Here is a 21,258-nt window from a genome sequence, read left to right on the forward strand (position 1 = left end):
ACAAAATCGCCGACAAAACGTCGGCGATTTTTTTATTTAACCTAACTGCTTACGAGCATTACGGAACATTCTCATCCACGGACTATCTTCGCCCCAATTATCTGGGTGCCATGAATTACTTACCGTTCTAAATACACGCTCAGGGTGAGGCATCATAATAGTTGCTCGCCCATCTTGAGATGTCACTGCTGTAATGCCGTTTGGTGAACCATTTGGATTAGCAGGATATTGTTGAGTTACTTTACCAAAATGGTCAATATAACGAACAGCAACTAATCCCGAGGTTTCTAAATTGCTCAAATGCGCATCATCAGCAACTTCAACACGTCCTTCTCCATGTGAAACCGCAATTGGCATATAAGACCCTACCATATCAGTAAACAGCAAAGATGGACTTGGTTGGATTTGCACTAAACTAAAACGAGCCTCAAAGCGTTCTGACAAATTACGAACAAACCGTGGCCACAAATCGGCCCCCGGAATCAGATCCTTCAAGTTTGACATCATTTGACAACCGTTACAAACGCCTAACGATAAAGTATCTTGACGATGAAAGAATCGTTCAAATTCATCACGAACTTGTTCATTAAATAAAATCGATTTTGCCCAACCTTCTCCCGCACCTAACACATCACCATAAGAAAAACCACCGCAAGCAACAAGCGTACTAAATGGATCAAGTGTAACTCGCCCAGAAAGCAGATCTGTCATATGCACATCAATGGCTTGAAAACCTGCTCTATCAAATGCAGCAGCCATCTCGACATGCGAGTTAACACCTTGCTCACGCAAAATGGCCACTTTAGGTTTTGTACCTTTGGAAATATAAGGGGCGGCAATATCCACCCTAGGATCAAAGGTTAAATGTACATTTAAACCAGGATCATCGTCATTTTGTTTTGCTTGATGTTCTTGATCAGCACATTCTGGATTATCTCGCAAACGCTGCATCTGCCATGTTGTTTGCGCCCACCATGTTCTTAAGGTTAAGCGTGATTCGCTATAAACAATCGCTGATTGGTTACGCACAATAAATTGCTGACCAGTTTTAGCACTACCAAGCACATGAATTGCATGAGATAAACCAAACTGCTTAAAGCATGCCATCACATCATCTAAACGATTATTAGCTACTTGAATAACTGCGCCTAATTCTTCATTAAATAACGAAGCAATCACATCATGGCCTAACGAGGCAATATCTACATCAACACCACAATGCCCAGCAAAAGCCATTTCAGCTAATGTCACAAACAGCCCACCATCAGAACGATCATGATAAGCAAGCAACGCATTTTGGCTTACTAAAGCCTGAATCGCATTATAAAAAGCAGCTAACTCCTTAGGATCATGGACATCTGCGGTTTTTTGCCCTAAATGACGATACACTTGCGCAAGTGCGGTTGCGCCTAACGCTTGGTGACCTTTAGATAAATCAACCAGTAACAACGTATTATCCTGATCAGTACGCAATTGAGGTGTTACGGTTTTACGCACGTCTTCAACACGCGCAAATGCCGAAATCACCAGCGACAATGGCGAAGTCATGGTCTTTTGCTCACCCTCTTGTTGCCAAGTGGTTTTCATCGACATTGAATCTTTACCAACTGGAATGGCTAGCCCTAAAGCTGGGCATAACTCTTCACCAATTGCCTTAACGGCTTGGTAAAGCCCCGCATCCTCACCCGGGTGACCTGCTGCCGCCATCCAGTTAGCCGAAAGCTTAATGCGTTTGATATCACCGATATTGGTTGCGGCAATATTAGTAATGGCTTCACCAACTGCAAGCCTTGCTGATGCGGCAAAGTTAAGTAGTGCAACGGGTGCTCGCTCGCCGATTGACATGGCTTCGCCATAATAGCTATCTAAACTTGCTGTAGTCACCGCACAATCAGCCACTGGCACTTGCCATGGACCAACCATTTGATCGCGCGATACCATCCCCGTTACAGAGCGATCGCCAATGGTAATTAAAAAAGTCTTTTCCGCAACGGTTGGCAAATGTAAAACTCGCTTAACTGCATCATATAAATTAATATCAGAGGTTGAAAAACTATCACCGTGCGCTTGGTGAGTTTTAACATCACGTTGCATTTTAGGCGTTTTACCAAGTAGCACATCTAATGGCAGCTCGATGGGATTATTATTAAAATGCTCATCATGCAAGGTAACCGCTTTATTGGCAATTGCCTCACCAATCACCGCATAAGGTGCACGCTCACGTTGACAAAGCGCATCAAATAGCGCCAATTTATCAGAGTGAATAGCAAGCACATAACGCTCTTGTGATTCGTTACACCAAATTTCTAGTGGTGACATCCCTGGTTCATCGTTGAGTATCTTTCGCAACTCAAATTGCCCACCACAGCCACCATCGCTAACAAGCTCAGGCATCGCATTAGACAAACCACCTGCACCAACATCATGAATAAACAAAATAGGATTATCTTCACCAAGTTGCCAACAACGATCGATAACTTCCTGACAACGGCGCTCCATTTCAGGGTTATCACGCTGAACAGAAGCAAAATCCAAATCGGCATCAGACTGCCCCGATGCCATGGACGAAGCCGCCCCACCACCTAAACCAATATTCATCGCAGGGCCACCTAACACAATCAGCTTAGAGCCAGCAGGGAACTCACCTTTTTGAATATGTTCACGACGAATATTCCCCATACCACCAGCTAGCATAATTGGCTTATGATAACCACGCAGCTCCTCGCCATTATGGCTATTAACCTTTTCTTCATAAGTACGGAAATACCCCAACAAAGCTGGACGACCAAATTCATTATTAAACGCTGCCCCACCTAAAGGACCATCCATCATAATATCAAACGCACTAACAATACGTTCTGGCTTACCAAAATCTTGCTCCCAAGGTTGTTCAAAATGAGGGATCCGCAAATTAGAAACCGAAAACCCAACTAAACCAGCTTTCGGTTTAGCGCCACGCCCTGTTGCGCCCTCGTCACGAATTTCACCACCACTCCCTGTGGCGGCTCCCGGCCAAGGCGATATTGCTGTTGGATGATTATGTGTTTCAACTTTCATTAAAATATCAGCATATTCTTGATGATAGCTGTAGGTTTTATCTTCGCTATCGGCAAAAAAGCGCCCAACGATTGAACCATCCATCACCGCGGCATTATCCTTATAAGCAGACGAAACATAATCAGGCGTATGCTCAAAGGTATTTTTAATCATCTTAAATAACGATTTAGGTTGCTTTTTACCGTCAATAATCCAATCGGCATTAAAAATCTTGTGGCGACAATGCTCAGAGTTTGCTTGTGCAAACATATAAAGCTCAACATCGGTTGGGTTACGTTTTAGCTTTTGAAAATTTTCAACTAAATAATCGATCTCATCAGGCGCCAATGCCAAACCTAATTTTAGGTTAGCGTCTTGTAATGCCTTGCGCCCTTCGTCTAATAAATTAATGGTTGTCACAGGCGCAGGAGAATCAATATGAAACAACAGTTCAGCTTGCTCAAGATTGCTAAAAACCGTTTCCATCATGCGATCATGAATTAAGGATAAAAAATCATTTTTTTGTGAATCGGTTAATGCTGAACTCACTTGCACATAATAAGCAATTCCCCGCTCAATACGGCGGACCTGTGACAAGCCGCAATTGTGTGCAATATCGGTTGCTTTCGACGACCAAGGCGAAATTGTTCCCGCCCTTGGTGTCACTAAAAAGAGTTGCTTGCTAGCTGTTTGATCGACATTGATTTGTGCAGTTTTTGGACCGTATTGTAATAATTTATCTAGCGTTAACGTTTGTTCAGCCGTCAATTCGCCTACCAAATCAACAAAATGCAGGTATTGGGCTTCAATATTGATAACAGGGATGGATTTTTCACAACAAGTAGATAAGATTTTACTAATACGAAATGAAGATAACGCAGAGCAGCCAGCTAAAATTTTCATAAAAATTACTCTTTTTAAGCCAAAAATAGGGAAAAAATAGAACAATATTATAAAAGAAAGCGCGCTGTGTGGCTATATGAAATACAGTTAATCGAGTGATAGAGAGGGGGAGAAGCTTGGTTTTTGTTAAAAACACAAACAAAAACTTCAATAAAATCAATACCTTTCCTGACAGTTTTTTTAGCAGAAAATTAGGCCTTTTTTGTTTTTGTGAATAGAATAAATTGAGTGTGGTGGTTTCGGACGTTTTGACTTTTTGTGAATAAAATAGCCACAGTGACCACGTCCGAGCAAAGGGAATTAAAGCGAATTCCCTGACAACCCTCGCTTTGGCTGCAGAATGTGGCCTTCGGCAATACTCGTATCATCCTGATACTCGCCTATACGAGGCCACCTTCGCTATGCTCAGGTGTTCAAATTTGTTCCAGACAAATTTGTCAAGCACCCACAAACTCGCTCTGTTGTCGGCACATTCTGACGCCGGAATAAGGCAGATAGTATAGCCGATTGTTTTTTAATTATGTGATTAATTTTATTTTTTATTGCCACCTATACGGCGTTAAGGACTCGTTAATTGAAGTATTAGCGTCAATTGCATTTCTAAACCGCCTATACGGCGTTAAGGTAGAACTCAAGATTTGATAAATCTTGTTATATAAAGATAAACAACAATTTTGGCTTTGAAAACCCTTTTTTTAAGCTGCTTTATAACACTTTGATTTTATTGGATTTTAAATTATCATAAAAAAAAGGGTTTGGAGAGGTTTATATTCAAAAAAACGGACAGAAAAAACCTCAATAAAATCAATGCCTTTCCTGACTGATTTTTTGGGGTTTTTGCAGTGTTTTTTAACACAAAAACAACTCAAAAAAAATACCTAAGGTTATGCTGTCTATCTTGTTACGGCGTCGGAATGTGCCGACAACAGAGCGAGGTTAGCACGCCAAACAGGGATGTTTGGCGAGTTTGTGGCGCGCTTGGAGCGCTTCCACAAACGGTGCGTTAAGACCGAGCGATGGCGGAGGGTAGCCGAAGGCCACATTCTGTAGCCAAAGCGTGGGTTTGCAAAGGGAATTCGCTTTAATTCCCTTTGCTCGGACGTTGTCACTGTAGCTATTTTGTTCACCAAAGGTCAAAACGTCCGAAACCTTGCCGTACTAAAAATAGACCACCGCTTTAAAGCGCCACAGCGTAATCCACTAAAACTGCCATCGACGCTTTCAGCGGCGGCGGCGGGGGGCGGCGCTATTGTGGCTTTGCCACAACGGCGCAACCCTAAGGGAAACGCCCCGACTTACGCGGGGGCTTTATTCTTTGTTATATTGTCCCCTCAGGCACCGTAACCCCCTTCCGCGCCCTAAGGATTAAGAACTAAACGCTAAAAGCTAAGGTGTGGTGCAAACAGCGTAAAGGTTGTAGCCGGCAAGGCTGCTGTAGATGAGGCCGTTGCCCGAGGTGACACTGAACTGGTTGCTACCTGAGGCGTCGCTCGTCCAGTAGCCGTTGCCGACGAAGTCCGCATCAGCGTAGTAGGGCATGTAGCCCCACTCCGTGATAAATCCTGCGCCTATGTGACGCTCGTAAACATTATTACTAGACGACGGCGTAGCGCCTACTGCACCAGTACAAGGACGATTATTATCCACTCCATAACCACGACAAACCGCGTTGGTTAAATCACTTACCCTAGGCATCCGATAACCCAAACTATTACACCATGCTGTTTGGTTAGTATAATATTTCCTTTGACTACCCCGATTGACGAACCACTGCTTTAACACAAATCCATACTTCACCTCATTACCATTACTATCCCTACCCACCAACTCAAACGTCTGTGGCAAAGATGGACGTGTTAGTGAACTAGGATTATCTGAGTTTATTTGACTACTACTTGCCCTTGGACCATGCAACGTTACCCGTGTTACATATTTGGATTTATCAGTAATCCAATAATCATATTGCACAGTTCCTCCCCATGAGCCTATAAATGAACCTGTACGCGGCCTTGTCCAACTCACCGTTGCGCTTAGACTACCACTTGTATTAACTGTCCAACTTAACTGACTTCCGTCAATACCACCTATATCCAAATCAAAATACAAGCCATCTGCTCCCGTTGTTGGAAAGTTCCTGTCGTAAGATGATGGACTCGTTGACTGAACTAAAAAGCCCTTACTAGGATTCCATATGTTAGATGGGCCTGCATAGCGGGGGTTGTCGTCAGAATCAATGCCAGTTGTTCCACCATACAACAAATTCGGCCTGACCGAACAAATACGGATATCGTCATTTGGATTAATATAATAATCCACCGCTGCACCACTGAAACTACTACTCCTTGGGACCCCATACTGCGTACTTAATGTGCCACCTGTACTTGTTAAAGTTACCTTATAAGGTGCACTACATATATCCAATGCATCGCTGCGATTAACCGTAGTACCGTTTTTATCGGTAAACGCCACCGATATACTCCCCGATGCCGTTACTCCACCTACTCCCTGTCCGTCTCCATCATCATCACCCCAATAACCCTGACTGACCAAATCATTCATCGTGATTGAACTCCTTGATGGTGGTACTATCGTCTCTATATGACCTAAGTTACTCCCCACATATGGCAACCTGATTGGATTAGTTGGCGTGGATGGGTTGGTTGACCTTGTGTATACCGTTCCATCCTGCAACTTTATTGACAATAAACGGTCTGTATTCGTTAATTTTGTTACCCCACCATCAAACGTTAAATACGGCGCACTCCCCTCGATAGCCCTTGAGGTATAAGCCGTTAACGCCTCTGTATCCTGCGTATATGACAATAACAACAATGGCGCTAAGAATAATGCCGATTTAGATAATAATGGTGATTTAAATAGTAACGGCGGTTTGAATAACAATGGCGGTTTTAATAACCACTTGAATATCGGCGGTAATTTTGCCGAAGATTTTACCGATGACGGCGTCGATTTCGCTACGCGAAATGACTTCGATGATGAAAATAACTGTGGCGCTCTATTTTGACCACTGTGCGAATCAATAAGATTTAGGGCATAGGTTTGGCAGGCCAGATGCCAGATGCCAGATGCCAACCATGGTAATGCATTTTTATTCCCTTGTCAAGTAATTTATTGTTTTTTCTCGATTTTTCTATCAGCCCGCTTATTTAATAAGCGATTCCCTGCTTGAATAAGCCTTAAAATTATAACTTGATGGTGCATAATCTGCCACTTTTTTTGTTAATTTATTGTAAAGAATTGTTATGTTGTGGGATGCGGTATTTGGATTTTTTGGGAAGTGGCGGTTTTTACGGTTTTTTGGACGGTCGTTTTTAGTCGCTGTTTTAGGTAGCGGTTTTTAATCGCTTTTTTAATAAAAACCACCTCAAAAAAAAACTTCAATAAAATCAATACCTTTCCTGACCGATTTTTGGGTGGTTATGAGCTTTTTGTTTTTTTTGGGGGCAGCATAGATTGGGCGTGAGGATAAAAAATATTGATTTATTGAATAATTACTGGTTTACTGCATAGAAAGATAAAAATAATAACTTATTATTTATTGATATTAACCATAAGAATAATAAAAATAATTAACGATTGTTCATGAGAATGTAAGGGTAAATTAGCATGGAGTTTCTTTTTTATTTACTCATTATTGTTATGCTAATAGTAGTGTTTGTTAATTTTTCTAGCTTAGGAAATCAAATTTCTGCTTTGAGGCATCAGTTAACAGAGTTACAAAAAAGTGTTTTATCGCTTTCAGAGCATCTTTATCAGCAAAAAAGTAGTTCGTCAGGTTCTGATACGGTTCAAGAAACTACCGACCAAACTTTGGATGAGTTAACCATACAGAGCAAACAACATGATAGTGATACTGAAAATACCAATCAACAATTTGACTATCAAACCCATGCTGTCACTCAAGAATCCGAAGATGCTGATCTATTAATAACCGAACCTCCACCCCAAATTCCTTGTGCTGCTAATAATTACAATTTAAACGCCGATTGTTTGCAACTCAATGACCAAAGTGAGCCGGTCTTATTCACTCAATCCGACCAATTTGCTCACAATCCACTTGACGATAAAAACGTTGATTTCGATACGTTAACGCAGGCACATACGTCATATGAAGAAGTCGCAACAGAACAAGAAGCACAAACTTGTGCCAGTGAATCGGTATCCGATGAGGGTACCGAGCCTGAAATAACAAGCTCAGCAGAATTAGTATCACCAACATTAGATCCATTTGATTCTGCATATAAAAAAGTGACTACTACAAGCACTGGTCCTAATTTGTGGGCACTTGCGTTTAATTGGTTTGTTAAAGGCAATGTTCTTGCCAAAATTGCCATTGCAATACTATTTTTAGGGTTAACGTATCTGTTTAAATATAGCGTTGAACATGATGTACTTTCACCTGAGTTGAGGGTATTAGGTGCGTTAGTCTTGGGCGTTGCTTTATTGGCAGTGGGTTGGAAATTAAAAGATAAGCGCAAAATTTATGCCTTAATTTTGCAAGGTGGTGGATTTGCAACTTTGTACCTAACCATTTTTGCCGCTTATAGGTTGTATGAGCTAGTACCTATGTTACTGGCTTTTGCTATTTTATTCGTGATTTGCTCAACAAGTGTTGTATTTGCCGTTGCACAAAGGGCAATGAGTTTGGCTATTATTGCTTGTGTTGGTGGCTATTTAACCCCCATTTTATTATCTAATGACTCGGGTAACCATGTTGCGTTATTTAGTTATTATTTAATGGTTTCTAGTGCTATTTTGGTGATCAGTATTTCACAATCTTGGCGAGTTCTGAATCTATTAGGATTTTTATTTACCTTTGTTGTATCGCTATTATGGGGAATGAGTGATTTCCTACCTGAGTTTTATATTGAATGCCAAATATTCATCGTCGCTAATATGCTAATTTATGGGATTTTGGCGGTGTTATTGTCAATTCGCAGTAATAATAAAGAACCTTATCAAAATGTGATTGATCGCATTTTGCTATTTGGAACGCCATTATCAGGATTTGGATTGCAATATGCGATCACTCAGCAATGGGAATTTGGTCCTGCGTTTTCTTCATTAGGTTTTGGTTTATTTTATCTGATTGGTTCTTATATTATTTTACGCTTGTGGACAACAACAGCTAAAAAAATTGCGCTTTTGGGACTGGCTATTGGTATAGCATTTAGTACGTTATCCATTCCGCTTGCCTTTAGTGCTAATTTGACGGCGACACTTTGGTTATTTGAGGGAACAGCATTAAGTTGGATTATGCTTTCTCAAAAATATTATCGCGTAGCATTACTTGGTGTTGCCATTACTGTATTGGGGATGATTTCTACCTGTATATCTTTAGAATATGATCACTTAACCACAGCATCATTTGTATCACTTTTAGGTATCACCAGTATTATTTTATTTATCAATGCATGTTTATGGCACTGTTATGACCGCAATGATGATATTGATAAACTGACTAAAACATTATTTATGGTCATCGCTTCTATTGCTTGGATACTGTGGATTTTAGTATGTATTCCACTCATGCTTGATGAAAATACACCAAATGTAGCTCCAATTTTATTGGGCTTTACGGTATCGACTTGGTTATGGTACGCCGTTGGTCAAAAAATAAAGTGGAATATAATCCGTTATGCAGTGTTAGCACTATGGTTAGTGATACCTTTGTCATTGCTTAGAGCACATACTGGATATTACTATTTATCAAGCTTCGGCGTTTGGAACTTAGTTTGGGTACTTGCGTTTGTTAGTTGCTATTATTATTTGCATGTTGCCTACAACCTTATCAAAAACAATCACATTAAAATAGATGGAAAAACAATCTGTCCGTTATCTATTGTATTGCATATTAGTTTATTCTGGATGATTCTTTGCTGGTTAATTCGTGAAACCGTTCATTGGTTTGATTCATTACCGTGGGGTTACGAAGTCGTAAAATGGAGTATTGCTACAACCATAGCAAGCAGTATTATTTTATTATTCTACTTCTTGATTAAGCGTCAAATAATGACCTCGTTGCCATTAATCAAATCTTATTGGATGACAGGACTAATACCTATTGTGCTTTATATTAGCTATTATTTAATTGTTGGACTTAGTATGAGTGGACAAATTATTTACTGGCAATATATTCCGATTCTCAATCCGTTAGAAGAAAGTGCCATTTTTGGCTTAATTATGTTAACGGTCTGGTTAAAATTTGCCATCAGTTATTCACACATTGGCAACAAAATTATCAATACTTCTTATTTTAATATACCGTTACCAAATATGGTTTTAGTGCTATTAATCACACTAACCTTTTTATGGTCAAATAGCATAGTATTACGCTACTTAAGCCAGACATTTGATATATCTTGGATGGCTTATTCTTTGTGGCACAACAATATTGTTCAAATGACTGCCTCGTTGCTTTGGATGTTAACATCGGTAATATTAATCACTATCGGACATCGTTATTCACTTCGAAAAGTATGGTACAGTGGTGAAATTATTCAAATGATCGTTATTATAAAATTAATCTTTGTCGATATCCGTGAGCTTGATGGATTACTGCGTGCATTTGCCTTTATTGGTGTGGCATTATTAATGTTATTAATCGCCTATTTAGCGCCATTACCTCCAAAACAAGATAATAATAAGCAAATTTTGGCGTAATTAGAGAAGATGATTAATTTCAGTTTTCAGTATAGAAATAGAAATAGAAATAAAGCCTAAGTGCTATTGAATTTTATGGATAAATGAATTATGAAAAAATTGTTATTAAGTGCTTTAATGCTAATCAGTGGGTTTAGTCAAGCAACAGACAAAACCAACCAATATGCCTATGGTGCAATGATTGAAACTAGCAATGATTCAAGTATGTATAGCCGTATAGATCTAACGAGCGATGTGTATACACAAGCGCTTTCAAGTCGTTTAGATGATATTCGTGTATTTAATCATAAAGGACAACCTGTGCCTTATGCATTAGTTAATGTTTACCAACGAGACGACATCAATCAAATGTTTCAGGTCACTATCTATGATTTAAATAAAAACCAAGAACACCGCCAAGAAAATCAAAGTAAGGAAGGCACTGAACAATATAATATTAATATCAATAATAAAGATGTTCAAATTTACCTAGATTATACCAATAGTCAGGAACAATACTATGCAACTTATTTATTACAAGTTCCTAACGAAATCAAACTAGAAAAAGCAATTAGTCGCTTATCAATCGATTTTGATACCGCTGAAAGTGAAAATTGGCAAGCTACTGCTAAACTACTTTATAGCCAAGATTTAAGCAATTGGCAAACCGCACTAAATAACGTGCCAGTGATGTCTTTGGTTGATAACAATAATGAGCAATCGCTTAAAGTCAATGTAATTGATATCCCATCCAATACCAATTACAAAGCTAAATATTGGATTTTACAATTAAAATCAAAACAACAAATGCTCCCAACTATTAAAAAAGTTGAGTTTATTTCTAGAAAGGCGCCCCCAAAAATTGCGCTTTACCCAATTAATTTTGAACTTGCATCTTCTGATCAGCAAGAGGCAATTTATCAGTTACCAACCCCACAGCCAGTTAAAGAATTATCGATATCACTGCAAAACTCACGCACGGTATTGCCAATTAGCCTTTATTATAAAAGCAATGATAAAGATCAAATCTGGCATAAGCTTGACGATTACATTATTCGACGCGTTACAGATATCGATCAAAGCCCAAACATTAAAATAAACGACCCCGATTTACAAATAAAACAGCTTAAAATAAAAGCTAACAACGCTAGCTTTGACCAAGCCCCTCAAGTAGTTGCTTACCGTAATCGTATGAACTTGATTTTTAATAGTGGTAATAATGGACCATTTATTTTGGCTTGGGGTTCGGCTAAAGCAAAATCAGCGGCATTAAATGAAAAAGAACTATTGTCTGATTCGCTGTCGATACAAGATCTTCCTAAAGCTTATATTGGTGAAGATATTAAACTTTCAGGTAAAAAAGCATTAACCCAAAGCGTTAACGATAGCAATACAGCAACGAGTTCATCTTTACCTAAATGGTTAATTTGGATCTGTTTAATTGCTGGTGCGTTATTTTTGACTTTTTTAGGTCTAATGCTCCTGAAAGAAGCCAAAAAGTCAGCATCATAAATCACACTGTAAAAAAGAAATCATTTAATATGATACTGGCAATTGATGTTTATTACATTGATAACCGCGCCAAATCCGTTGGTGTGTTATTTCGTGATTGGACAAGCATAAAATCCGAAATTGATTCGGTTATTACCGATTATCAAGATCATGTTGCGCCCTATCAATCAGGTCAGTTTTATCAACGTGAATTACCTTGCATTATGTCACTGCTTGATAAAATTGATTTAAGTAACATTACCTGCATTGTGATTGATGGTTATGTGCATTTGGATGAAGGTAAGATAGGGCTAGGGGGGCATTTGTATCATGCATTAAATAAAACCATCCCTGTTATTGGTGTTGCTAAAAAGCCGTTTTCAGGTAATAGCGACTATTTGATCGAAGTGCTACGTGGTCAAAGTAAGCACCCGCTATATGTTACCTCGATAGGCATACCGCTAATAAATGCTGCCAATAGTGTGCAATCAATGGCAGGCAAACACCGAATGCCTGATTTGCTGAGCTATTTAGATCAACAAACAAAATTGTTTAAACACGAACAATAACGGATTAGATTGAATTTGGCTAGGATGAATTAAATTACTGTAATGCGGACATTCGCCGACCCAATAAGTCGGCAAATGGTTGAGTTAAATTATGCTTCGTTCCAGCTATCTCTTAAACCAACGGTTCGGTTAAACACTAGCTTATCGTCGGTTGCATATTTGCTATCTAAACAGAAGTAGCCTTCACGTTCAAATTGATAAGCCATTCCAACCTCGGCATTTTGTAAGCTTGCTTCAACAAAGCCTTGTTTAATGATTAAAGATGTTGGATTGATGGTCGCTAAGAAGTCCTCGGCAGCACCTGGATTTGGTGTGTTAAATAGACGATCATATAAGCGAATTTCAGCAGATTTTGCAAACTTAGCCGAAACCCAATGAATTACGCCTTTTACTTTACGTCCATCTTCTGGGTTTTTATTTAATGTAGCCGGATCGTAGCTACAATAGATTGTTTGGATATTGCCTTCGGCGTCTTTTTCAACACGATCAGCACGAATTACATAGGCATTACGCAAACGCACTTCTTTACCAAGTACTAGGCGCTTGTAGTTTTTGTTGGCTTCTTCTCTAAAATCGGCTCGGTCGATATAGATTTCACGGGTGAAGGTCGCTTCACGCGTGCCTAATTCAGGACGATTTGGGTGGTTTGGCATGCTAAGTATTTCATCAATATTATCTGAAAAGTTTTCAATCACGACCTTAACAGGATCGAGCACCGCCATTGCACGTGGTGCATTTTCGTTCAGGTCTTCACGAATGCAAAACTCAAGCGTGCTCATTTCAACGGTGTTTTCTTGCTTGGTAACACCAATTCGGCGACAAAATTCCCGAATCGAAGCTGGTGTGTAGCCACGGCGACGCAGTCCCGATATGGTTGGCATGCGTGGATCGTCCCAACCATCGACAATTTTTTCTGATACTAATAGGTTTAATTTACGTTTAGAGGTAATGGCATACTCTAAATTTAATCTTGAAAATTCATACTGGTGTGGACGTGCTTCGATAGTGATATTATCTAATACCCAATCATATAAACGACGGTTGTCTTGGAATTCAAGCGTACAGAGTGAATGTGTGATGTTTTCGATCGCATCAGAAATGCAATGTGTAAAGTCATACATTGGGTAAATGCACCATTTGTTACCTGTTTGGTGGTGCTCAGCAAACTTAATACGGTATATCACAGGATCACGCATAACGATAAATGGTGAAGCCATGTCAATTTTAGCTCTTAGGCAGGCTTTTCCTTCAGCAAATTTACCTGCTTTCATTTGCTCAAACAGTGCTAAGTTTTCGTCAATAGGACGATCACGATAAGGGCTGTTTTTACCAGGTTGAGTTAATGTGCCCCGATATTCGCGAATTTCATCAGTAGATAACTCGTCAACATAGGCAAGTCCTTTTTTGATAAGCTCAATGGCATATTCATATAATCGGTCAAAATAATCAGACGAATAGCAAATGTCGCCATCCCATTCAAATCCTAACCAACGAACATCTTGTTTGATCGATTCAACATATTCAACATCTTCTTTAGCTGGATTGGTATCATCAAAACGTAAATTACATTTGCCCTGATAGTCTTGTGCAATGCCAAAATTTAAACAGATTGATTTAGCATGGCCAATATGTAAATAACCGTTTGGCTCAGGCGGAAAACGGGTATGCGTTGTTTTATATTTGCCAGCAGCAAGATCCGCATCAATAATTTGACGGATAAAGTTAGTTGGACGAGTTTCAGTCTCTGTCGGTAGTGAACCGCTCATAAAAAAACCTCTGATGATATATTTATTAATAACAAATTAAGAATATTTGCTTGCCATTACTTTTTGTGTTGGTGGATGAATATAACAAATTTTTGTTATTTCTGAAACGGAAAACAGGTTATTTGTATCGACAAAATTGGCTTTTGTTTAAACAATGCCGTTTTTTAATAAAATAACCAATGTGTTAGCTAAAAAAACACAAATAAAAACTTCAATAAAATCAATACCTTTCCTGACAACTTTTTGACCACATTAACCTACCAATCCAGTCGCTATTCATCACCTGATTTTAATGAAACCACAAATCTTGCGCCACCTAATGGACTTGTAACAACAAACGCTTTGCCATCATGAAATTCAGCCATTAATTTTACATAAGCTAAACCTAGTCCGTATCCGCCTGTTGAGCGGGTGCGACTGGTATCGAGTCTAGCAAAAGGCATGAAGATCTTTTCTCGTGCTTCAAAGGGGATGCCCGTACCATCGTCATCAATTTCAATAATGACGCGATTTTCTTGTTTACTAATGTTTAATACGGCTTTATGCGTGGCATATTTAAAGGCATTGAGCAATAGATTTTTGACGATCGTTTCGGCTAAATTGGTGTCAATGTTTGCTTGAATATTTTGGCTATTGCAAGTAAGTTCAAAGTCTTTGGGTTTAAATAATATTAACGATTGACAGATCCTTTCTCCCCACTGTTTTAGCGATACACGCGTTAAGTTGAGTTCAATATTACTTTGTTGCATTTTAAAGTAATTTAGACTGGCATTGATTAATGTTTCAAGTTCGTTAATATCATCACCCATGCCTTTTTGTAGCAATAATCGTTCTTGTTCGTCGTGAGATTCTTCAAGCATGCTTAGTTCAAATCGCATTCGAGCCAGTGGTGTACGCAGTTCATGAGCCATTGCGTGGGATATGGTTTGATTGGTGCTGACTAAGTGTTCAATGTGCATCCCCATGTTGTTGAGTACGTTGGCAAGTGGCTTAAATAACCAGCCTTTTACGTTTACTGTCCGTGCTTTTAAATTACCTTGCCCTAGCTGTTCAGCTGTCTGTCTGATATTGACTAAATCTTTCCAAACAGCACTAAAAGCCATATAAATTAAAATAAAAAAGATAATCGCGCTGAACAAAGCCCAGATAATTAAAAACACAGATAATGACATTGTATTGGATTTTAAAATATCTCGCATCACCATTGGACCTAATTGCAACAAATGACCGTCTTTTAGACCAATATAGATGACCTCTTCATCACTATCATATGAAAATCCTAATTTTTCTAATTCTTTGTTCACCGTGTTGGGTAGTGGCGTGTTAGTCGGTAGAATGGTGATAGGATAGCCAAAATAGGGCTGTAATTCGTCAACAACATCTTGTAGAGGACGATCTTTGTTTTCATCAATGCGCATGCGAATCAAGTTAACCGTGCCCCGTTGCGATTCACGAAAGACAATATGATCATCGGGCATATCAGTTAATGATGAAGGTAGCGAATCAAATACCAGTAATGCACCATAGGCAATAATACATTGCAATGATAGTAAAATAACGAGGTAAAAGACAATTCGGCGATTAAAAAATAGCGGCTTAGCAAGTAATTGTCTCAATGGTTTTCCCCTTCTCGCATAAATAAATAGCCTTTGCCTCGAACGGTTTTGATACGTGATGGATTATCGGGATCATCAAGTAATTTACGTCGAAGTCTTGAAACTCGCGCATCAATTGAACGATCACTACCATCAAAATCAATACCGCGAACTTGTGAAAAAATATCATCTCGAGACAAAATGTTCCCTGCGTTAATGGCTAATAGCCAAAGCAGATCAAATTCAGCGGTGGTTAAATCAATCTCGTGTTCTTGCAATAGGACTTTGCGATTTTCGCCATCGATGGCTAATTGGTCAAAGATTAGTGTTTTATTATTCTGAGGTATGACAAGTTCTTTAGTGTTGTCTTTGTCGGTTTCTATTTGTTTTCGTCGTAATAGTGCTCGAATTCGGGCAAGCAGTAGTCTTGGTTCAACAGGCTTTGCCAAGTAGTCATCTGCCCCTAATTCAAGCCCTACAATTTCATCAATATTATCTTCGCTAGCAGTCATAATTAGGATATAGTTAGTAAACCATGCACGAATATCTCGGCAGATATCAAAACCCGATTTTTCAGGTAGCATGACATCTAATATGACTAAATCAGGATTTAGTTGTTGGATCTTTTCTTCAGCGCCAGCACCACTATTATGCCACTCAACAAGATAGCCTTGTCGAATAAGATAAACTTGAATTAAGTTGGCTAACCGTTGATCATCCTCGATGATTAATATACGTTCACTCATTATCTGTTTTTAGTTACCACCGCTTGTTCTGAAGATACGCCATTATACAGACAATTTATCCCCCGTTACAAAATATATACAAAGAGCCTACAAAGTTTATTGTCACTCTATGAGAGAATTTGCGCCAATATCTATAATTAGACTGTTTTTATATCAAACATGAATACTTTTTCATCTATAACAAACACTATTTTTCATCCCTCTTATACACAACATCAAACACCAATTGTTTTGTGTGATTTCGATGGTACGATTAGTGTAAAAGATGTGACTGACACATTACTTAGCCATTTTGGTCAAGAAGGTTGTGATGAGCTTGAAGAATTATGGGTTAATGGCAAAATTGGCTCTCAAGAGTGTATGAGCAAACAAATTGCTTTAATGGACGCCAGCTTAGAGGAGCTTAATTGCGTTTTATCACAAATTGAAATTGATCCTGATTTTAAAGCGTTTATCAATTACGCCGAAAAAAATAGCATTCCCGTTCACGTAGTGAGTGATGGATTGGATTATGCCATTGATTTTATTTTAAAGCGTCATGGTATTGAGAATTTACCTATTTTTGCCAATAAACTGATGCATAATAATGTTCGTAGTTGGCGCCTAGAGTTCCCTTATGCGAATAAAGGTTGTATCAAGCAAAGTGGTAACTGCAAATGTAACCATGTCAAAAAACAACAGCATTTTACGCAGATTCTTTATGTTGGCGATGGTACGTCAGACTATTGCGTATCACACAATGTTGATTTTGTTTTTGCCAAAGATAAGCTCGTTAATTATTGTGAAAAAAATAAAATAGTACACCGTAAAATCACCAGCTTTGCAGATGTAACCGATGCATTAAAACAAGCCCGACAAACGGTTATTCCTGTCATGATGGTAAAAGAATAAGGGATTTTAATGAGCAAAATTGAAGATTTATCTTACTTTCTACCCGGTAATAAAAACGGTGTGCTATTGATTCATGGCTTAACTGGCACCCCCAATGAAATGCGAATTTTAGCCAATGGTTTAAATAAAGCAGGGTTTACCGTTTATGCCATTCAATTAGCTGGTCATTGTGGCACCGAAGAAGATCTATGTAAAACAACTTGGCAAGATTGGTATAAAAGCGTGCAAGATGGGGCTGATTATTTAGCACAGCATGTAGAGAATATATTTGTAGCAGGTTTATCAATGGGGGCATTACTGGCACTAAAGTTGGCTGCAGACAGACCTGCACAAATTAAAGGTGTTGGCGTATTAGCACCAACATTTTGTTATGATGGTTGGAGCATGCCATTTTGGGCAAAAAAACTGTTTTTCTTACTGGTTTATTTTAAGAAATTGGGGATTTTCCAAAAGAAAGTGTTTATTGAAAAACCACCTTACGGGCTTAAAGACGAGCGTATTCGAGCTGTGGTTTCTGAAAGTATGTTAAGTGGAGATGCGGCATCAGCAGGGCTTGCTGGTAACCCGTTCCCTGCACTTGCCGAAATGCAATTACTGGCAAAAGAGATGCGTAAGCAATTACCTAAGGTGACTTCACCCTGTTTAATTATGCATTCTGGTAACGATGATATCGCTAATATAGAAACCAATGCCAAATTAGTTGAAAAATCGGTATCAGCGCCAACAAAATTAGTGGTATTAAATGATAGTTACCATTTAATTACTATTGATAGCCAACGCCGTGAAGTAATCAAAGAATGTGCATCATTCTTTGATAAGATTGCAGAGGAAATCAAAGCATAATGTCACCATTAGTTATCATTCTTTGGGTTAGTAATATCTGTTTTGATACATTAGGGCAAGTCGCTTTTAAATTTGCTGCCATTGCACCCAATAACCGCGATGGTTGGTACTATTGGTTAGATTTAGCTAAAAATAAGTGGATTTGGGTTGGCATTATCGCTTATGTGGCTGAATTTTTATTATGGTTAGCCTTTTTAACGTTAGTACCGCTTTCGCAGGGCGTATTACTTGCTTCATTTAATATCATTACTATTATGCTAGTAGGTCGAGTGATTTTTAAGGAATTACTGACCATCTATCGCTTAATTGGTATGTTATTAATCACCGCAGGCGTTATTTTTGTAGGGATGTCTTAATATGGCCAGATTTTATATAATTGGATTCACTGTATTGCTGTTTTTTGACACCATTGCGCAATGTAGTTTTAAATTAACTGCAATGCACGCAGAACCATTAGCAATGAGTGTTGATTGGCTAATTCGTGTATTTACTAATCCGTGGATTTATATATCAATAGCTGGGTATATTTTAACTTTTTTTACTTGGATGACACTACTAAAAAAAGCGCCTGTAGGGCCTGCTTTTGCGGCATCTCACTTTGAAGTTGTAACCGTTATGGTGGTTTCAATCTGGTTATTTCATGAACCAATTACATTATTTAAATTAATTGGTACAATTTTAATTGTTTCAGGCATTCTCTTTTTAGCGTTAGCAGAAAGTAAATTATCTAAACAAGAGTCAGACAATATTCAAAGTTAAGTTCCAATCATAGTAAGGAAAGTGGGTGATTTTTATACTTAAACACTTACTTTCCTGAACTTTTTTATAAAAATTTATGCCGCTAATGCCTTTAATAAGGTTAAATTAAGCTGATGCTGTTCTTGCTGCCAATTGATAAGGTTATTTGGTGATATAGTAGGTTGTTTATCAAGCGAACTAAGTAAACGTTTAAACCAATTTGATGGCTGCCATATTGATAGTTCCCCCGTAATATCGCTACCGATAATTCTAGATTTAATTGACGAAATGGTATCAAGTAGGTGATAAGTTTGTAATTTACCTTGATCCCAGTTAGTGTGAATCACCTCTTCACTTAATACATCTTTATCAATCGAAACATAAACAGGCTGTGCGCTGTGATATTGTTCCGATAGGAAGTTAGCAATAAGATCATCTGGTGTAGCAAAATGCCGAAAGCTATGCCCTAAGCCTATTTTTTTAGCCCATGCAACATTGACATCTAAACTCCAATAGGTCAACTTTTTATGAAACAGTGGTGCCCATCGGTTTTCCCAAAAATGAGTAATCCCAATATCATGAGAGGTAATGCCAAGCACATGTACATGGCTAACAAAAGGTAAATTCGCCACATAACTTACCCATGATCCACAATGAATACCAAACAAATAACGCATATTGTCTGGGTGATTATCAAAAATCACCACTTGAATTGGATTATCGGCAGAATATTGCTGTGCTAAACGTTCAATAAGCAATAATGAAATATGATGAAAATCACCGCTACCCATTAGTACTGTACCATGACTTTCAGGTAAAAATTGCTGTAACACATTGTTAAATTGGTTAAACGTCTTTTTAGTACAGCCAAAACGAATTGCGTCTTGCCACTGAATAACATCAATTGTATTAGCATGATCGATTTTACCAACACTTTGATCAAAGTTGAGAATAATAGGACATGTCATGCTACTTTCTCCTTGTCACTTTCAAAATGACCAATCAATCTTCGTAATACAGCTCTTAATAATCGATTGCGGATATAAACTAAATGCTTTGTAAAGGTAAATTTTGCACCTAATGAGGCTTTAACTTCAGGATCTGTCCAACCTGCAATATAGTGACTAAAACCTTGTTGCAAAGCATATTCAAGATTAACAAACCAACTGACAAAATAAAGATTGAGTTCTCTTGCCTGTGGATAAACCATGCCGATATATTTATCAACTAACATATTATTAACCACAAAACAAATATTATACCCAACCAATTTATCATCATGAGAATAAGTCACAATATGTGCATTTTGGGTTTTATTTTGTAATAGCTGAGTAAAAAAAGATTTAGTCAATAAATCAAAATGTATTTCGCTTTGCTCATAAACATTAAGATAAAGTTGGTAATACTCATCTATAACCGTTTGCTGATAAAAACAATCATCACCACTATGCAAAATATGAATAGTTAGTTTGTCACGTGCTTTTAGTTTTCGTCTAAAGTTTTTACGTCGACTATACGAAAAACGGGAAAAGACTTCATTTATATCACTAAAATCAATCGGTACCCAAGCCAATGCTTGCCCTTCAACTTCAATAAAACCTTGCGCTTTTAGTGATGAAATAAAGCGCAATGAATAGTCGTTGTCTTTTTCACTCAATAAAGGCGATGAAACAGGAATATCTTTAACAATCAAGAAAGGATATTGTTTAGCATAAGCCGTTTTTAGGTTTTCAGATAATTGATTCTCATCAACTTTATCATTTAATAACGTATATTCAGAAACAGTTGCTCCAACAAAGCAGGTATTGGGTTTTAAGTAGCGTTGCCATTTATGATAAAAAGGCAGCTTCTGAATTTTATGTCTGAAATCATCATCAGCCGTAGTCAAAAGATCAAACTTTGCTGAAAAAACAGGCACACCATCTTCACTAAGCCATGCAGAAAAGTCTTGCGGGGGATGCTCTAGAAAATTGTCTATTAATTCATTGGGTTCTAACTGATTGATGTATTTCATAAC

At 38.3% G+C, this 21,258-nt stretch carries 14 protein-coding genes; 7 read left to right on the forward strand and 7 right to left on the reverse strand.

The window, feature by feature from the left end:
* Positions 1–36: 36 nt before the first annotated feature.
* Complete coding sequence (purL, locus tag GQ596_RS05945) at positions 37–3,939, reverse strand: phosphoribosylformylglycinamidine synthase (RefSeq protein ID WP_160400770.1); 3,903 nt, start codon at positions 3,937–3,939, stop codon at positions 37–39.
* A gap of 1,386 nt (positions 3,940–5,325) precedes the next feature.
* Positions 5,326–7,032, reverse strand: coding sequence for a hypothetical protein (locus tag GQ596_RS05950; RefSeq protein WP_160400771.1), 1,707 nt, complete (start codon positions 7,030–7,032; stop codon positions 5,326–5,328).
* Between the two features lie 534 nt (positions 7,033–7,566).
* Between GQ596_RS05950 and GQ596_RS05955 the strand changes: the two genes are divergently transcribed.
* The 3 genes from GQ596_RS05955 (at position 7,567) to GQ596_RS05965 (ending at position 12,662) form a co-directional block, all read left to right on the forward strand.
* Positions 7,567–10,623, forward strand: coding sequence for a DUF2339 domain-containing protein (locus GQ596_RS05955; RefSeq protein ID WP_160400772.1), 3,057 nt, complete (start codon positions 7,567–7,569; stop codon positions 10,621–10,623).
* Positions 10,624–10,713: 90 nt separating this feature from the next.
* Positions 10,714–12,114, forward strand: a complete 1,401-nt coding sequence (locus GQ596_RS05960) for a DUF3999 family protein (protein ID WP_160400773.1) — start codon at positions 10,714–10,716, stop codon at positions 12,112–12,114.
* 29 nt (positions 12,115–12,143) lie between these two features.
* A complete protein-coding gene (locus tag GQ596_RS05965; RefSeq protein WP_202113755.1) occupies positions 12,144–12,662 on the forward strand; it encodes an endonuclease V in 519 nt (172 codons plus the stop codon).
* Between the two features lie 89 nt (positions 12,663–12,751).
* On the opposite strand, the gene glnS is transcribed toward GQ596_RS05965, so the two are convergent.
* The 3 genes from glnS to GQ596_RS05980 all read right to left on the reverse strand — a co-directional run bounded on the left by glnS (position 12,752) and on the right by GQ596_RS05980 (position 16,769).
* The gene (gene glnS, locus GQ596_RS05970) at positions 12,752–14,428 is read right to left on the reverse strand and encodes a glutamine--tRNA ligase (RefSeq protein WP_160400775.1); all 1,677 of its coding nucleotides are present in this window, start codon (positions 14,426–14,428) and stop codon (positions 12,752–12,754) included.
* A gap of 272 nt (positions 14,429–14,700) precedes the next feature.
* Entirely contained in the window at positions 14,701–16,044 is a 1,344-nt protein-coding gene (locus tag GQ596_RS05975; RefSeq protein ID WP_160400776.1) for an ATP-binding protein, read from the reverse strand.
* Positions 16,041–16,769 carry a winged helix-turn-helix domain-containing protein gene (locus GQ596_RS05980; RefSeq protein WP_160400777.1) on the reverse strand — a complete coding sequence of 243 codons (729 nt, stop codon included), beginning with the start codon at positions 16,767–16,769 and terminating at the stop codon, positions 16,041–16,043. The genes GQ596_RS05975 and GQ596_RS05980 overlap by 4 nt, the downstream gene beginning before the upstream one ends.
* 159 nt (positions 16,770–16,928) lie before the next feature.
* On the opposite strand from GQ596_RS05980, the gene GQ596_RS05985 reads away from it, so the two are divergent.
* From GQ596_RS05985 to GQ596_RS06000, 4 genes are read left to right on the forward strand one after another with little or no spacing between them, the layout of a single operon-like run.
* Positions 16,929–17,660 (forward strand): MtnX-like HAD-IB family phosphatase, encoded by a 732-nt coding sequence (locus tag GQ596_RS05985; RefSeq protein ID WP_160400778.1) that lies wholly within the window; start codon positions 16,929–16,931, stop codon positions 17,658–17,660.
* 9 nt (positions 17,661–17,669) lie between these two features.
* Positions 17,670–18,503: a carboxylesterase gene (locus GQ596_RS05990; RefSeq protein WP_160400779.1), complete on the forward strand. Its 834-nt coding sequence runs from the start codon at positions 17,670–17,672 to the stop codon at positions 18,501–18,503.
* Entirely contained in the window at positions 18,503–18,859 is a 357-nt protein-coding gene (locus GQ596_RS05995) for an EamA family transporter (RefSeq protein WP_065635406.1), read from the forward strand. The genes GQ596_RS05990 and GQ596_RS05995 overlap by 1 nt, the downstream gene beginning before the upstream one ends.
* Before the next feature lies 1 nt (position 18,860).
* Positions 18,861–19,262 carry a multidrug efflux SMR transporter gene (locus tag GQ596_RS06000; protein ID WP_160400780.1) on the forward strand — a complete coding sequence of 134 codons (402 nt, stop codon included), beginning with the start codon at positions 18,861–18,863 and terminating at the stop codon, positions 19,260–19,262.
* Positions 19,263–19,336: 74 nt separating this feature from the next.
* Here the strand turns inward: GQ596_RS06000 and GQ596_RS06005 are convergent, their stop codons facing one another.
* A complete protein-coding gene (locus GQ596_RS06005; RefSeq protein WP_160400781.1) occupies positions 19,337–20,209 on the reverse strand; it encodes an arginase family protein in 873 nt (290 codons plus the stop codon).
* Positions 20,206–21,255 (reverse strand): GNAT family N-acetyltransferase, encoded by a 1,050-nt coding sequence (locus GQ596_RS06010; protein ID WP_160400782.1) that lies wholly within the window; start codon positions 21,253–21,255, stop codon positions 20,206–20,208. Before GQ596_RS06010 ends, GQ596_RS06005 begins: the two co-directional genes overlap by 4 nt.
* Between the last annotated feature and the right edge of the window lie 3 nt (positions 21,256–21,258).

Source organism: Gilliamella sp. Pra-s60, assembly GCF_009795755.1.
Classification (GTDB): Bacteria; Pseudomonadota; Gammaproteobacteria; order Enterobacterales; family Orbaceae; genus Gilliamella.

Bases quoted from the DNA above. Each gene is read 5' to 3' on its own strand.
- GQ596_RS06000 (WP_160400780.1), top strand. From the start codon at position 18,861: ATGGCCAGATTTTATATAATTGGATTCACTGTATTGCTGTTTTTTGAC.
- GQ596_RS05980 (WP_160400777.1), bottom strand. From the start codon at position 16,769: ATGAGTGAACGTATATTAATCATCGAGGATGATCAACGGTTAGCCAAC.
- GQ596_RS05985 (WP_160400778.1), top strand. From the start codon at position 16,929: ATGAATACTTTTTCATCTATAACAAACACTATTTTTCATCCCTCTTAT.
- purL (WP_160400770.1), bottom strand. From the start codon at position 3,939: ATGAAAATTTTAGCTGGCTGCTCTGCGTTATCTTCATTTCGTATTAGT.
- GQ596_RS05965 (WP_202113755.1), top strand. From the start codon at position 12,144: ATGATACTGGCAATTGATGTTTATTACATTGATAACCGCGCCAAATCC.
- glnS (WP_160400775.1), bottom strand. From the start codon at position 14,428: ATGAGCGGTTCACTACCGACAGAGACTGAAACTCGTCCAACTAACTTT.
- GQ596_RS05995 (WP_065635406.1), top strand. From the start codon at position 18,503: ATGTCACCATTAGTTATCATTCTTTGGGTTAGTAATATCTGTTTTGAT.
- GQ596_RS06005 (WP_160400781.1), bottom strand. From the start codon at position 20,209: ATGACATGTCCTATTATTCTCAACTTTGATCAAAGTGTTGGTAAAATC.
- GQ596_RS05990 (WP_160400779.1), top strand. From the start codon at position 17,670: ATGAGCAAAATTGAAGATTTATCTTACTTTCTACCCGGTAATAAAAAC.
- GQ596_RS05960 (WP_160400773.1), top strand. From the start codon at position 10,714: ATGAAAAAATTGTTATTAAGTGCTTTAATGCTAATCAGTGGGTTTAGT.
- GQ596_RS05955 (WP_160400772.1), top strand. From the start codon at position 7,567: ATGGAGTTTCTTTTTTATTTACTCATTATTGTTATGCTAATAGTAGTG.
- GQ596_RS06010 (WP_160400782.1), bottom strand. From the start codon at position 21,255: ATGAAATACATCAATCAGTTAGAACCCAATGAATTAATAGACAATTTT.